This is a genomic window from Plantactinospora endophytica, from assembly GCF_016862915.1.
GTDB classification, from domain to species: Bacteria; Actinomycetota; Actinomycetes; order Mycobacteriales; family Micromonosporaceae; genus Plantactinospora; species Plantactinospora endophytica.
The window spans coordinates 197,145-210,886 of sequence record NZ_BONW01000044.1; the positions used below are offsets into that span (position 1 = coordinate 197,145).

Annotated in this window: 11 protein-coding genes and 1 pseudogene; 3 read left to right on the plus strand and 9 right to left on the minus strand. The window is 72.6% G+C overall.

Features of this window, described 5'->3' with window-relative positions; genetic code table 11:
- The 5 genes and pseudogenes from secD to ruvC form a co-directional block, all read right to left on the minus strand.
- Positions 1 to 1,896: a protein translocase subunit SecD gene (gene secD / locus Pen02_RS37100; RefSeq protein WP_203870855.1), complete on the minus strand. Its 1,896-nt coding sequence runs from the start codon at positions 1,894 to 1,896 to the stop codon at positions 1 to 3.
- 161 nt (positions 1,897 to 2,057) lie between these two features.
- Positions 2,058 to 2,390, minus strand: coding sequence for a preprotein translocase subunit YajC (yajC, locus tag Pen02_RS37105; protein WP_203870969.1), 333 nt, complete (start codon positions 2,388 to 2,390; stop codon positions 2,058 to 2,060).
- A 141-nt stretch (positions 2,391 to 2,531) separates the two neighbouring features.
- Positions 2,532 to 3,599, minus strand: coding sequence for a Holliday junction branch migration DNA helicase RuvB (ruvB, locus tag Pen02_RS37110; RefSeq protein WP_203870856.1), 1,068 nt, complete (start codon positions 3,597 to 3,599; stop codon positions 2,532 to 2,534).
- Entirely contained in the window at positions 3,596 to 4,198 is a 603-nt protein-coding gene (gene ruvA / locus Pen02_RS37115) for a Holliday junction branch migration protein RuvA (protein WP_203870857.1), read from the minus strand. Before ruvA ends, ruvB begins: the two co-directional genes overlap by 4 nt.
- A 77-nt stretch (positions 4,199 to 4,275) precedes the next feature.
- Positions 4,276 to 4,788: pseudogene (gene ruvC / locus Pen02_RS37120) on the minus strand (crossover junction endodeoxyribonuclease RuvC); the annotation flags it as partial.
- Between the two features lie 302 nt (positions 4,789 to 5,090).
- Here ruvC and Pen02_RS37125 point away from each other — a divergent pair.
- Both Pen02_RS37125 and Pen02_RS37130 read left to right on the plus strand, forming a co-directional pair.
- The gene (locus Pen02_RS37125; protein WP_203870859.1) at positions 5,091 to 5,945 is read left to right on the plus strand and encodes a 3-hydroxybutyrate dehydrogenase; all 855 of its coding nucleotides are present in this window, start codon (positions 5,091 to 5,093) and stop codon (positions 5,943 to 5,945) included.
- A gap of 91 nt (positions 5,946 to 6,036) precedes the next feature.
- Positions 6,037 to 7,989, plus strand: coding sequence for a helix-turn-helix domain-containing protein (locus Pen02_RS37130; protein ID WP_203870860.1), 1,953 nt, complete (start codon positions 6,037 to 6,039; stop codon positions 7,987 to 7,989).
- 19 nt (positions 7,990 to 8,008) lie between these two features.
- Here Pen02_RS37130 and Pen02_RS37135 read toward each other — a convergent pair whose 3' ends face one another.
- The 4 genes from Pen02_RS37135 to Pen02_RS37150 form a co-directional block, all read right to left on the minus strand.
- Positions 8,009 to 8,617 carry a TetR/AcrR family transcriptional regulator gene (locus tag Pen02_RS37135; RefSeq protein ID WP_203870861.1) on the minus strand — a complete coding sequence of 203 codons (609 nt, stop codon included), beginning with the start codon at positions 8,615 to 8,617 and terminating at the stop codon, positions 8,009 to 8,011.
- Positions 8,618 to 8,630: 13 nt separating this feature from the next.
- A complete protein-coding gene (locus tag Pen02_RS37140) occupies positions 8,631 to 10,199 on the minus strand; it encodes an MFS transporter (RefSeq protein WP_203870862.1) in 1,569 nt (522 codons plus the stop codon).
- A gap of 163 nt (positions 10,200 to 10,362) precedes the next feature.
- Positions 10,363 to 11,040, minus strand: a complete 678-nt coding sequence (locus Pen02_RS37145; protein WP_203870863.1) for an HAD family hydrolase — start codon at positions 11,038 to 11,040, stop codon at positions 10,363 to 10,365.
- A gap of 111 nt (positions 11,041 to 11,151) precedes the next feature.
- Positions 11,152 to 12,402, minus strand: a complete 1,251-nt coding sequence (locus Pen02_RS37150) for an ABC transporter substrate-binding protein (protein WP_203870864.1) — start codon at positions 12,400 to 12,402, stop codon at positions 11,152 to 11,154.
- Positions 12,403 to 12,904: 502 nt separating this feature from the next.
- On the opposite strand from Pen02_RS37150, the gene Pen02_RS37155 reads away from it, so the two are divergent.
- Positions 12,905 to 13,669, plus strand: a complete 765-nt coding sequence (locus Pen02_RS37155) for an SDR family NAD(P)-dependent oxidoreductase (protein WP_203870865.1) — start codon at positions 12,905 to 12,907, stop codon at positions 13,667 to 13,669.
- Positions 13,670 to 13,742: the final 73 nt, after the last annotated feature.

The window sequence follows — 13,742 nt, forward strand, 5'->3', positions numbered from 1 at the left end:
TCATGCCTCCTTCACGCGGGTCTTGCCGGTCGTCGGCGCCTCGTTCTCGGTGTGCGACTCCAACGCCCGCCCCAGTCCGCTGACCCGTGGCGACAGGAACGCCGGGGTACGCGCGAACATCGTCATGATCGGATGCCGGAACAGGAAGACGACCACCAGGTCGAGCAGGGTGGCCAGACCCAGCGCGAAGGCGAAGCCCTTCACCGTGCCGACCGAGACCAGGTAGAGCACCACGGCGGCCATGATCGAGATCGCGTTCGCCGAGATGATCGTCCGACGGGCCCGGATCCACGCCCGGGGCACCGCGCTACGCGGGCTCCGGCCCTCCCGGATCTCGTCCTTCAGTCGTTCGAAGTAGATGACGAAGGAGTCGGCGGCGACACCCAACGAGACGATGAAGCCGGCGATCCCGGCCAGCGTCAGGGTGAAGCCGATCTGCCGGCCGAGCAGCACCAGCGCGCCGAAGACCAGCGCGGCGGAGAGGACCAGGCTGAGGAAGATCACCGAGCCCAGCAGCCGGTAGTAGAAGAACGCGTAGATGACCACCAGCAGCATGCCGATGCCGGCGGCGAGCAGACCCGCCCGCAGGTGCTCGGTACCGAGCGTGGCGGTGATGTTCTGCGCCTCCTGCGCCTGGAAGGTCAGCGGCAGGGCGCCGTAGCGGAGCTGGCTGGCGAGTTCGCTGGCGGAGGCGTTGGTGAAGCTGCCGGTGATCTGCGAGTCGCCAGTCAGCACGCCCTGGATCTCGGGCGAGGAGATGATGTGGTTGTCGAGTACCACGGCGACCCGGCACTTGCCCTCGTCGCCCAGCGCCGCCTGGTCGCACTGGTTGTCGGTGTTGTTGAACGCCTCGCGGGTGAGGTTGGTCCACTTGCTCTGGCCGTCACCGGTGAAGTCCAGGCTGACCACCCACTGGCTGGTGGTCTGGTCCATCACGCCGTCGGCGTCCTGGACGTCGGTCCCCTCGACCTTGGCCACGTCCAGCAGGTTCTTCTGCTGCCCGCCCTCACAGGCGACCGCCTGCTCCTTGGACTCCTTGATCGAGCCCGGCGGGCGCTGGTCGAGCTTCTCGCAGGTGATGGTCGGAACGTTGAACTGGATGTTCGCCGGCAGCGCCCGGATCTCCTGCGGCGTCAGGTCGGCGAACGGCTTGAGCTTCTCGGCCAGCGTCGGGTCCGCGCTGAAGTCGGCCGGCGCCTGGAGCGCGCTCGCGGCGGCCCAGGCCGCCGCGCCGACCTTCTGCTCCACCGCCGCGCGCTGGGCCGCCACGGTCTGGTCGACGGGCGCGGCCGGCGGTGCGCTGGCCGGGGCGCTCGGCGTCGGCGAGGCGCTGCCGGACGGCGTGGGCGTCGGAGCCGGTGCGCCGCCACCCTGGCCACCACCGGCGCCCGGCGACGAGGTCACCGCCGGGGACGGGCTGCCGGACGGGGCGGGGCTGCCGGACGGGGCCGGGCTGGCGGAGGCGCTGGGAGCCGGCTGGGTGTTGACCGGGCCGCCGCCGTCGACGGTCTTGAGCACCTTGCGGAAGCGCAGCTCGGCCGGGGTGCCGACGTCGTCGAGGTCGGCGTTCTGCCCCGGTACGGAGATCACGATGTTGCGGTTGCCCTCGGTCACCACCTCGGCCTCGGCGACGCCACGGCCGTCCACCCGCGCCTGGATGATGCCCCGGGCCTCCTCCAGCGAGCCGGCCGGCGGCGCCTGGCCGGCCTCGGTGGCCGCCTCCAGGGTCATCCGGGTGCCGCCGATGAGATCCAGGCCGAGCTTGGGCTCAAGCCGATCCATCCAACCGCCCTTGGCCCCGGCGGCGAAGAACACCAGAAGGTAGAGGACGGTGAAGATCAACCCTAGGACGGCCAGCTGCCGCCCGGGTCGCATCTGTCCCTGAGGTGGTGCCACGGCTTTCCTGTCTCCCTGCGCGGTTCGGCCGCTAGTGGTGGGCGGCGGGTCGGGCGGGCGGCGGCGAAGTCCGACGCCATGCGTAGCGCACCGGTGGGTGGTCCCACCGGTCCGTCAATCAATTATTGTCGATGCCGGACCTGCCCCGTCGGGCGGGTCGGTCATTCCTTGGCGTCGACCTCTTCCGGCACCGACTCGACCCGCTCGGCGGTCTTGGTGACCCGGGCGATCGCCGGTCGCGCGTACCGGGTCTGCACACCGGGCGCCACCTCGAGCATCACGGTCTCGTCGTCCACGCTGGTGACGGTGCCGTAGAGACCGCCGATGGTGACCACCTCGTCGCCGGGGCCGATCGAGGACTGCATCTGCTCGGCCTCACGGCGCCGCTTCTGCTGCGGCCGGATCATCATGAAGTACATGACGACGAAGAGCAGGACAATCATGAGGAGCGGCATGAAACTGCCGGGCCCGCCGCCGCTCTGTGCTGCCAACAAAGGCACTGTTACGACCTTCCCTCGGCCTCGTCACGGCATCGGAATGCCGGAGCGGAGGCAGGAACTCACGTCCTGTACAAACCGCGGCGAGTCTAGTCCCTGCACCTGAGAACGCCGAATGCGGCACGGATCACGAACGGATCACACATCCGGGGACCCTGTGGCGAAGAGATCGGGCACCGCGGGCCCGCTAGTACCAAATGTACCATTAGGGGGAGTACGTCCCAAGTGCCGCCAAGCAGCCTCGGTGGCCACCCGCCCCCGGGGCGTACGGGCCAGCAGACCGGCCCTGACCAGGAAGGGCTCGCAGACCTCCTCGACCGTGTCCGGCTGCTCCCCCACCGCCACCGCCAGGGTCGACAGCCCCACCGGCCCGCCCCGGAACGAGTCGACCAGCGCGGTCAGCACCGCCCGGTCCAGCCGGTCCAGGCCCAGCTCGTCCACGTCGTAGACGCGCAGCGCGGCCTGTGCGGTCTCCAGCGTCACCGTCCCGTCGGCCCGGACCTCCGCGAAGTCGCGTACCCGCCGGAGCAGGCGGTTGGCGATCCGGGGCGTACCCCGGGACCGGCCGGCGATCTCCGCCGAACCGCCCTCGGTGATCGGCACCCGGAGAATCCGCGCCGACCGCTGGAGCAGCACGTCCAACTCGTCCGGGGAATAGAAGTCGAGGTGCGCCACGAAGCCGAACCGGTCCCGCATCGGGCCGGTCAGCAGCCCGGACCGGGTGGTCGCGCCGACCAGGGTGAACGGCTCCACGTCCAGCGGGATCGCGGTCGCCCCCGGCCCCTTGCCCACCACCACGTCGACCCGGAAGTCCTCCATCGCGCTGTAGAGCAGCTCCTCGGCCGGCTTGGCGATCCGGTGGATCTCGTCGATGAAGAGGACGTCGCCCTCGGTCAGGCTGGTCAGGATCGCGGCGAGGTCACCGGAGCGCTCGATCGCCGGACCGCTGGTCACCCGGATCCCGGCGCCCAGCTCGGCGGCGACGATGTTCGCCAGGGTCGTCTTACCCAAGCCGGGCGGCCCGGACAGCAGAATGTGGTCCGGTGGGGCGCCCCGGCCCATCGCGCCGCGCAGCAGCAGGTCGAGCTGGTCGCGTACCCGGTGCTGGGCGATGAAGTCGGCGAGCCGCTTCGGGCGTACGGTCGCCTCGGCGTCCCGCTCCGCGTCGCTGGCGTACGCCGAGATCAGCCCCTCCGGATCGGTCACCGGGTCCTGCCCAGCAGCCGGATGGCCTGCTTCAGCAGCACCGGCACCGGCGGGACCTCACCGTCGACGGTCTCCGCCACCGCCGCCACCGCCTGGTCCGCCTGGGACGCCGTCCAGCCCAGCCCGACCAGCGCCTGCCGTACCTGCTCCGGCCAGGCACCGGCGGTGACCCCGGCCGCGCCGTCCGGGCCGACCGGGATCGGGCCGATCCGGTCCCGCAACTCCAGCACCAACCGCTCCGCGCCCTTCTTGCCGATCCCGGGCACCCGGGTCAGGGTGCCGGTGTCGCCGTTCGCGATCGCCTTGCGCACCACGTCCGGGGCGTGCACGGCGAGCACCGCCTGGGCGAGCCGGGGGCCGACCCCGCTGGCGGTCTGGAGCAACTCGAAGAGCTGCTTCTCGTCGTCGTCGGCGAAGCCGTAGAGGGTCAGCGAATCCTCCCGGACCACCAGGCTGGTGGCCAGCCGGGCGGGCGAGCCGACGCGCAGCCCGGCCAGGGTCCCCGGCGCGCACTGCACTGCCAGCCCCACCCCGCCGACCTCGATGACCGCGCCGTCCGGGGACAGCCCGGCGACCACACCCCGGACACTGGCGATCATCGCGTTCCTCCCTGTCGCTTCGGGCCGGGCCGGCCCGGTGCGCCCGGTCGGGCGCCCGTCCGGGACGCGGCCGTGCGCTGCCGGACCGCGTCGGCCGCCGCCGCGATCCTGGCCCGGGTGCCGCCGCGCCAGATGTGGCAGATCGCCAGCGCCAGCGCGTCGGCGGCGTCGGCCGGCCGGGGCGGCTCGGCCAGTCGCAGCAGCCGGGTCACCATCGCCATCATCTGCGCCTTGTCCGCCTGGCCGGAACCGGTGATCGCCGCCTTGACTTCGCTCGGGGTGTACGTCTGCACCGGCAGTCCGGCCCGGGCACCGGCCAGCACCGCCACCGCACTCGCCTGCGCGGTGCCCATCACCGTCCGCACGTTGTGCTGGCTGAACACCCGCTCCACCGCCACGCTCTCCGGCCGGTGCTCGGCGACCAGCCGGGTCAGTTCGGTGTCCAGGTGCAGCAGGCGCAGCGGCAGCTCGTCGGCCGGATCGGTGTAGACGACGTAGTACGCCACCAGGGTGCACGGCCGGCCGGGCACGCCCTCGACCACGCCGACCCCGCACCGGGTCAGCCCCGGGTCGACGCCCAGCACCCGCACGCCGCCCCCTCCCCGTGCCGCAGCACGTACGTGTGTTCGACACCCTACCGACCTGCGCCGGGGCCGGAAACGCCGACACGCCCGTACCCGATCATCAGCGGCGCCGGCTGGCCGACCCCGGCGGTGCACCGGCCGATCTCGGTCAGGCTCACCGGGCGAAGCTGACCCGGCGACACCGCTCCGGGTGGGGCGGCCAGCACTGCTCCGCCTTCCGGGCCCGGTAGCCGCCACATAGGCCCGTACCGGAGTATGTGGCCGCCGCCCATGTGCCGCCGCCCGGTTGGCTCGTAGCTTTTTCGGCCATGACGGTAGAACCCGGTCGGGACGACCAGGCCGCGCGGCGGCGGCAACAGGAGCCCGGATCGCCGGGTGCTGCGGACGGTGCCGACCAGGCCGTCGCGCAGGTCGTCCGGCTCGACCTGTCCGGCCGGACCGCCCTGGTCACCGGCGGCGCCAGCGGTATCGGCCGGGCCTGCGCCGTCCGGCTGGCCGCAGCCGGCGCGAAGGTGATAGTCGTCGACCGGGACGCCGACCGGGCCGAGGCGGTCGCCGCCGAGATCGGCGGTCGGGCGCTCGGGCTGGACCTCGCCGACCCGGGTGCCGCCGAGCGGATCGACGCCGGGCTGGACATCGTGGTCAACAACGCCGGGCTCCAGCACGTGGCGCCGGTCGACGAGTTCCCGCCGGACCGCTTCGACCACCTGCACCGGGTGATGGTGACGGCGCCCTTCCTGATCGTCCGGCGGGCGCTGCCGCACATGTACGCGCACGGCTGGGGCCGGGTCGTCAACATCTCCTCGGTGCACGGGCTGCGCGCCTCGCCGTTCAAGTCGGCGTACGTCTCGGCGAAGCACGCGCTGGAAGGGCTCTCCAAGGTCGTCGCGCTGGAGGGCGCGGCGCACGGGGTGACGGCCAACTGCGTCAACCCGGCGTACGTGCGGACTCCGCTGGTCGAGGGCCAGATCGCCGCGCAGGCGAGCGCGCACGGCATCGCCGAGACCGAGGTGATCGAACGGATCATGCTGGCCCGGGCGGCGATCAAACGGCTGATCGAGCCGGCCGAGGTCGCCGAACTCGTCGCCTACCTCTGCTCCCCCGCCGCCTCCTTCCTCACCGGCGCGTCGATCCCGCTCGACGGGGGCTGGACGGCGAACTGAGGTGGGTGCCTCCGGCGGGATCGACGAGGGCACCCCCGGCAGCACCCGTATGGGCGCCTCGCGCGGTGCCGAGCTGGGCACCTCCCGCAGAATGGACCCCGTGTCCTCGCCGATCGAGTTCCTGGAGCTGCTCGCCCGGGAGGCCGCTCCGGTCGAGTTCGAGGGGCCGCTGGTGGCCGCCCGGGCCGCCGGGGTACCCGCCGAACGGCTTGCCGAGCTTGAGGCGTCAAAGGTGGTCGCGCTGCGGGTACGGGCCCTGCTGGAGCGGCGACGGCGCCGCGAGGCGGAGCTGTCCGGCCTGTACGACACCGCCAGCGACCTGGCCGGGCTGCGCGACTCGGACGCCGTACTGCGGGCGATCGTGCACCGGGCCCGGCACCTGCTCGGCACCGACGTGGCGTACATGACGCTTGTCGACGACGACCGGGGCGACACGTACATGCGGGTCACCGACGGGTCGATCTCGGCCCGGTTCCAGGGGCTCCGGCTGCCGATGGGCGCCGGACTCGGTGGCCTGGTGGCCCAGACCGGCAGCCCGTACGCGACCGCGAACTATCCCGAGGACGCGAGGTTCCACCACACCGGGGAGATCGACGCCGGGGTGGGCGAGGAGGGCCTGGTCGCCATCCTCGGGGTACCGCTGCGGCTCGGCTCCCGGGTGATCGGGGTGCTCTACGCGGCCAACCGCTCGGCCCGGCCGTTCGCCCGGGAGGAGGTGTCGCTGCTGCTCTCGCTGGCCGCGCATGCGGCGGTGGCGATCGACACCGCGCGGCTGCTCGCCGAGACCCGGGCCGCGCTGGCGGAGCTGTCGGCGGCCAACTCGACCATCCAGGCGCACAGCGCGTCGGTGGAGCGGGCCGCCGCCGCGCACGACCGGATGACCTCGCTGGTGCTGCGCGGCGGCGGGGTGGAGGACGTGGCGGCGGCGGTGACCGAGGTGCTCGGCGGCGCGCTGCTGGCGCTGGACGCCGAGGGCCGGACGCTGGCCCGGGTCGGCGAGATCGGCGAGCCGGACCGGACGGCGCTGGACGAGGCGGTGGTGGCGTCGCGTACCGAGGGGCGCAGCGTGCGCCGGGGCGACCTCTGGTACGCCGCCGTGGTCGCCGGTACGGAGAACCTCGGTGCCCTGGTGTCCCGCCCGGACGAGGAACTGGTCGACGCCGACCAGCGGATCCTGGAGCGGGCGGCGCTGGTCACCGCACTGCTGTTGCTGTTCCGGCAGAGCGTCGCCGAGGCCGAGGGGCGGGTCCGGGGCGAACTGCTGGACGACCTGATCGCCCGGCCGGTGACCGACGTCGCCGCGCTGCGCGGCCGGGCCCGCCGGCTCGGCGTGGACCTGGACGCCCCGCACGTGCTGGTGGCGGTCGGCGACGACGCGATGGCCGACAGCACCTCGGTCCGGCAGCGGGTCACCTCGTGGGCCAGCACGTACGCCTCGGCCCAGGGTGGCCTGGCGGCGGCCCGGGACGGCCGGGCGGTGCTGATGCTGCCGGGCGGTGACGCCGGTGCGGCGGCCCGGACGGTGGTCCGGGACCTGTCCCGGGCGCTGGGCCGGCCGGTCACCGCCGGGGCGGGCGGGCCGGCGGCCGGTCCCGCCTCGCTGGCCGGGGCGGCCCGGGCGGCCGACCGCTGCCTGACCGCGCTGCGGGCGCTGGGTCGGGCCGGCGAGGGCGCCAGCAGCGCGGAACTCGGCTTCGTCGGGCTGCTGCTCGGCGCGGTCGAGGAGGGCGGCGACCGGGAGGTGGCCCGGTTCCTCGTCGACACCGTCGGCCCGGTGGTCGACTACGACGCCCGTCGGGGCACCGCGCTGGTGAAGACCCTGGAGGCGTACTTCGGGGTCGGTGGCAGCCTGGCTCGGGCGGCGGAGGTGCTGCACGTGCACGTGAACACGGTGACCCAGCGGCTGGACCGGGTCGGGCAACTGCTCGGGCCGGAGTGGCAGAAGCCGGAGCGGGCGCTGGAGGTGCAGCTCGCCCTGCGCCTGCACCGGCTGCGTGCCGCCTCCGGCGCGGCCGGCGCCGAAAGCCGGACAGACCTGGTCTGAGTAGTCGGAAAACCGTCGGTCAGCGGGCGACGATGCCGGCGATGACCGCGTCGACGATCCGGGCCGGCAGGTCGCGCTCGTCCAGGTCGGGCTGGGCGCGGAGCAGCCGCTGCATCAGCAGCGGCGCGGTGAGCAGCGCGAGGGTCAGCTCGACGTCGAGATCGGCCCGCAGCTCGCCGAGGTCGATGCCCCGGCGCAGCACCTCACGGATCATCCGCCGCCTCGGCTCGACCAGCTCCTGGTAGAGCCGGTACTGCTCCGGGCTGCGGCTGATCGTCGGCATCAGGCAGGGCATGATCTGCCGCATCCGGGGATCCGGGTTGTGCCCGGTGTTGCCGACCAGTGCGATCAGGTCCTCGCGGACGGACCGGCCGGGCGGTGGCGGCGGTGGCGGCTTCAGCCGGCGCAGCGCGTCGTGCAGCAGCGCCTCCTTGCCCGACCAGCGCCGGTAGATGGTCGCCTTGCCCACGCCCGCCCGGGTGGCGATCGCCTCGATCGACAGCGCCTCGATGCTGCTGCCGTCGGCGAGCAGGTCGAGGGCGGCCTCCAGGATCGCCTCGTCCGCGCGGATGCTCCGCGGGCGTCCTGGCGCCCGCGGAGCATCCGTCGTTTCGGTCACGTTAACCATTGTCCCCTGTCGCTCAGGCGGCGACCAGTTCGGGATCGGCCACCGGCTCCGGGGGCAGCACCTGCTCCTCGGCCGAGCGGCCGGGCAGCCAGCGCAGCACCACCAGGATGCCGAGGGCGGCGACCACCGACGACAGCCCGGCGGCCCAGTGCATGGCCGAGACGAAGGCGTCGTTGGCCGCGCTGGTCACCACCGAACCGGCCGGGCCGAGCCGCTCGGCGACCGCGTACGCCCCGGAGACCGACTCGGACGCGGCGTCCCGGACCGGCGCGGGCAGCGCCCGGGCGGCCGGCTCGATCTGGTCCCGGTAGACCCCGGAGAGCACCGAGCCGAGCACCGCGACGCCGAGCGCACCGGCCACCTGGCGGACGGTGTTACTGACCGCCGAGCCCACCCCGGCCTTCTCCCGGGGCAGCGCCGACATGATCGACTCGGTTGCCGGCGGCATGATGTTGGCCATCCCGACGCCCTGGACGAAGAAGATCAGCCCGATGATCCAGATCGGGGTGGTCGCGGTGGCGAAGGCGAACGCGACGAGCGCCGCCGTGGTCAGCCCGAGCCCGGCCACCGCCACCGCCCGGCCGCCGTACCGCTTGACCATGGTGGCGCTGCGCGGGGCGAAGACGAGTTGGGCGGCCGCGAACGGCAGCATCAGCAGGCCCGTCTCCAGCGGGCTGTAGCCCCGGACGAGTTGCAGGTAGAAGGCGCTGAAGAACATCACGCCCATGGCGGCGAAGAAGACCAGGCCGATCACGGCGACCGGGGCGGCGAACCGGGGTACCCGGAACAGCCGTACGTCCAGCGACGGGAACTCGATCCGGCGCTCGTAGGCCACGAAGGCGGCGAGTACGGCCAGTCCGCCGACGATCGACGCCCAGACCAGCGGCCGGCCGAAGCCGTGCTCGCCACCGTCGATGATCCCGTACGACAGCGCCACCAGACCGATCACCGACAGCAGTACGCCGACCACGTCGATCCGGCCCGGTTTCGGGTCCCGCGAGTCCGGCACCAGCAGGGTCACCGCGACCAGCCCGATCAGCACCACCGGCACGTTGATCAGGAAGACCGAGCCCCACCAGTAGTTCTCCAGCAGCAGGCCGCCGAGCACCGGGCCGATCGCCACGCCGAGGCCGATCGCGCCGGCCCAGACCCCGATGGCGCGACCGCGCTCCCGGGGGTCGAAGACGTTCGAGATGATCGACAGCGTCACCGGCATCACGGCGGCGGCGCCGAAGCCCATCAGGGCGCGGGCCCCGATCAGTTGACCCGGGCTCTGCGCGTACGCCGACAGCAGCGAGGCGAGTCCGAAGATCGCCAGGCCGACCAGCAGGAACCACTTGCGCCCGTACCGGTCGCCGAGCACGCCGAAGGTGAACAGCAGCCCGGCGAAGACCAGGGTGTACGAGTTGATCGACCACTCCAGCTCGCCCTGGCTGGCGCCGAGGCCGTGCACCGGGTCGGCCAGGGTACGCAGTGCGACGTTCAGGACCGTGTTGTCCAGCACGATCACCAGCAGGCTGACCACGAGTACGCCGAGAATGGCCCAGCGCCTCCGGTGCCCGGTGTTTTCCGTTAACTCCATGCCTTGGTGTCCCCCCGAGACCCCGCGTGGCCGGATTCGGCTGCGGGGAAGTTTCTGAATCCGCACTGACACTAACCAGCGGAAAACCGAAACGACACCGTTCCGTATCGTATTGTGAGCGGCCTCACCCCGGCCGGTTCCCACTGCCCGGGAGGCGCGACCGTCAGCGGGACGGGGGCAGACCGCAGAGCGCGAGTACCAGGTGCAGCCGCCGCTCGGTCGGGTCGGCGAGGGGCGGCACCAGCAGGGTCGGGATGCCGGCCTCGACCGCCGCGCCGTCGTGGCCGGAGCGGTCCCCGACCATCAGCGCCGCGCCGGGCTCCACCCCGAGTTCCGCCAGCGCGATCCGGAAGATCGCCGGATCGGGCTTCTGCACGCCGTGCTCGTAGGAGAGGACGAAGCTGTGCACGTACTCGTCCAGACCGGCCGCCGCGAAGACCGGCCGCAGGTCGAAGTGGATGTCGCTGAGCACACCGACCCGGATGCCGGCGCCGTGCAGCGCGGCCAGGGTGGCCGGTACGTCCGGGGCGAACGGGTTCTCGGTCGGGTCGGACTCGACCTGGTAGAGCGCCTCGGCGAGCGGGTCCGTGATCCCGGCGGCGGCGAACAGCAGGTCGTAGCTCGCCCGGTGCCGGGCCACCGACCGGTCCGCCTCCGCGTCGGCCCGGGCCACCTCCGGCTGCCGGAACGCCGCCAGCAGTGCCGCCTCGATTCGTCGCACCTCCGCCGGGCCGGCATCCAGCCCGGCCCTGCGCAGCGACCGCTCGACCCAGACCGACAGCGGCGGGGTGAAGACCAGGGTGCCCCGCCAGTCCAGCAGTACGGCTTCGATCGACGCCAACGGTCCCTCCACAGGTGGCCGGACGGATCGCCGAGGGTGGGCGGGGCGGGGTCGCCCCGCCCACCGGCCCGGCGACGGTGTGCTACCGAGACCCGGTCGTCGCGGTACCGGTCACATCTTGCAGTCCGCCGACGGTGGCCGGAACGCCTCCTCCGCCGGGATGGTCTTGAGGATCTTGACGTAGTCCCACGGCTCGGTCACCTCGACCGGCGGCTTGACCTGCGCCAGGTACGCGTCGTGCACCACCCGGTGGTCCTCGGCCCGGATCCTGCCGTTGCGCAGGAAGACGTCCTCGATCTCCTTGCCCTCCAGTTCGCCGACGACCGCGTCCGCGTCGTCGCTGCCGGTCGCCTGCACCGCCTCCAGGTACTGCAACGCGGCCGAGTAGTTGGCGGCGTGCGCGAACGTGGGCCGGGTACCCGTCTCCGCCTGGAACCGGTCGGCGAACTTCCGGTTCCGTACGTCGTAGTCCCAGTACCACGCGTCGGTGTAGACGGTGCCGGAGAGCGCGGCCGGCCCGAGTGCGTGGATGTCGGTGAGGAACATCAGCCCGACGGCCAGCCCGATCCCCTCGTCCCGCAGCTTCAACTTGTTGTACTGCTTGACGAGCTCAACCAACTCGGTACCGGCCTGCATCGTGCCGAGCACGTCCGGCCGGGGCTCCAGGGTCCGCGCCTTTCGCAGGTACGTCGAGTAGTCGCCGTCGGTGTTCGGGAACGGCACCCCGTCCCGGGCGACCACCTGGCCGCCGACCGCCTCGACCGCCTCCGAGAAGCTCCGCTGCATGTCCTGGCCGAACTGGTAGTCCGGATAGACCAGGTACCAGTTCCGGGCGCCCTGCGCGGTGCTGTTCCGGCCGGTCCCGTTCGCCACCATGTAGGTGTCGTAGGCGTAGTGGAAGGTGTAGCGGTTGCACTTCGCGCCGGTGAGTGTGGTGGTGCCGGACGTGATGACGAAGTACGGCCGCCGGCTCTGCTTCGCCACGTCCGCCACCATCTCCGCCGCCGACGAACTCGGCACGTCGAAGATCGCGTCGACCGCCTGCCGGTCGACCATCTCGACGGCCTTGGTCCGGGCGTCCTCCGGTTTGTTCCGATGGTCGGCGGTGACCACGGTGATGTCGCCGGTCACCGCCTTGTCGGCGTACTTCGCGGTGAAGTCCGCGATCGCCATCTCGACCGCCTTGACCGAGTTCTTTCCGGAGAGTGCGGAGTAGGCGCCCGACTGGTCGTTGAGCACGCCTAACACAATCTTGTTATCGGTGAGCTGGCGCTCACCACCGGACTGCGGAGCTGCGGTACCACATCCGGCGATCAGCAGCACGGCGGTCGACGCCGCCGTGACAGCCACGGTTGCACGCATGGCCGATCCTTTCGCTCGCGGACCGGGGGGAGCGGTCCGCAGGACCTGGGCGAGGGCGAGCCGCTGTCGCTCGCCGCCGGGGACGGTAGCGGCCGGAGCCCCGTGTCGTGCGGATCCCACGAGGGAGATCGCGAAGATTCGTTCGAGCGGCCAGGCAAGATCCGCGCAGTCGTCGATCCAGGTACCCGACCGGGCGACCGGCACCGCCGGCAGGGTGAGCCGGCGGGCCACCGAAAAGCTCGGAAACCGCCCGGTCGTCGGGTACCCGGCAGCTCACCGCCGTTGGCCCCGACCGGCCTCCGACCGCGACGGACACCGCTGCTGCCCACCCGCCCCGGCCCAGGTTCCTCGGTCGACGGCCGGGGCTCGTGCTCCAGCACGCCGGAACGACGCGTCCGATCGGCCGTCAGACAGAACGACGCCTCCGATCGCCGCCAGATGCCGGAACGAGGCGTCCGATCGCCGCCAGACGACGGCGCGGTACCCGAGCAGGCTGGTCGACATGGAAAAGGTTGTTTCAGCACAGGCTCGGGTACTGGCCGGGAAGGTCGCCTTCGTCACCGGCGGCAGCCGGGGCATCGGTGCGGCGGTGGCCGTACGGCTGGCCGAGGACGGTGCCGACGTGGCGCTCACCTACCGGCAGGACGCCGAGGCGGCCGGCGCGGTGGTGGCCCGGATCGAGGCGCTCGGCCGGCGCGGGCTGGCGATCCGGGCGGACAGTGCCGACCCGGGCGCGATCGGCGCGGCGGTGGACCGGGCGGCGGGTGAGTTCGGCCGGCTCGACGTACTGGTCAACAACGCCGGGGCGTTCCTGGTCGGACCGCTGGCGGAGGTCGGGCTGGCCGAGTTCGAGCAGACCGTCGCGGTGAACGTCCGGGCCCCGTTCGTCGCCGCGCGGGCGGCGGCCCGGCACATGGTCGACGGTGGACGGATCATCAGCATCGGCAGCAACGTGGCCGAACGGGCACCGTTCCCGGGCTTCGCGCTCTACTCGATGAGCAAGACCGCGCTGATCGGGCTGACCAAGGGACTCGGCCGGGACCTCGGTCCCCGGGGCATCACCGTGAACCTGGTGAACCCCGGCCCGACCGACACCGACGCGAACCCGGCCGACAGCCCAATGGCCGACACCGTCCGGGGGTTCACCGCCGTCGGCCGGTACGCCGAACCGGCCGAGATCGCGGCGACCGTCGCCTGGCTGGCCGGCACCGACAGTTCGTACGTCACCGGGGCGACGATCAACGTCGACGGCGGATTCACCATCTGACACCCCCGCCCGGGTCACCACCCCCGGGGCGGGACGTCGTGGCGGCCAACACCACCACGACGTCCCGCCCCGG

Excerpts from the sequence above, each read along its gene's own strand:
- ruvA (WP_203870857.1), bottom strand. The coding sequence starts at position 4,198 with ATGATCGCCAGTGTCCGGGGTGTGGTCGCCGGGCTGTCCCCGGACGGC.
- Pen02_RS37125 (WP_203870859.1), top strand. The coding sequence starts at position 5,091 with ATGACGGTAGAACCCGGTCGGGACGACCAGGCCGCGCGGCGGCGGCAA.
- Pen02_RS37130 (WP_203870860.1), top strand. The coding sequence starts at position 6,037 with ATGGACCCCGTGTCCTCGCCGATCGAGTTCCTGGAGCTGCTCGCCCGG.
- Pen02_RS37135 (WP_203870861.1), bottom strand. The coding sequence starts at position 8,617 with ATGGTTAACGTGACCGAAACGACGGATGCTCCGCGGGCGCCAGGACGC.
- Pen02_RS37140 (WP_203870862.1), bottom strand. The coding sequence starts at position 10,199 with ATGGAGTTAACGGAAAACACCGGGCACCGGAGGCGCTGGGCCATTCTC.
- Pen02_RS37150 (WP_203870864.1), bottom strand. The coding sequence starts at position 12,402 with ATGCGTGCAACCGTGGCTGTCACGGCGGCGTCGACCGCCGTGCTGCTG.
- Pen02_RS37155 (WP_203870865.1), top strand. The coding sequence starts at position 12,905 with ATGGAAAAGGTTGTTTCAGCACAGGCTCGGGTACTGGCCGGGAAGGTC.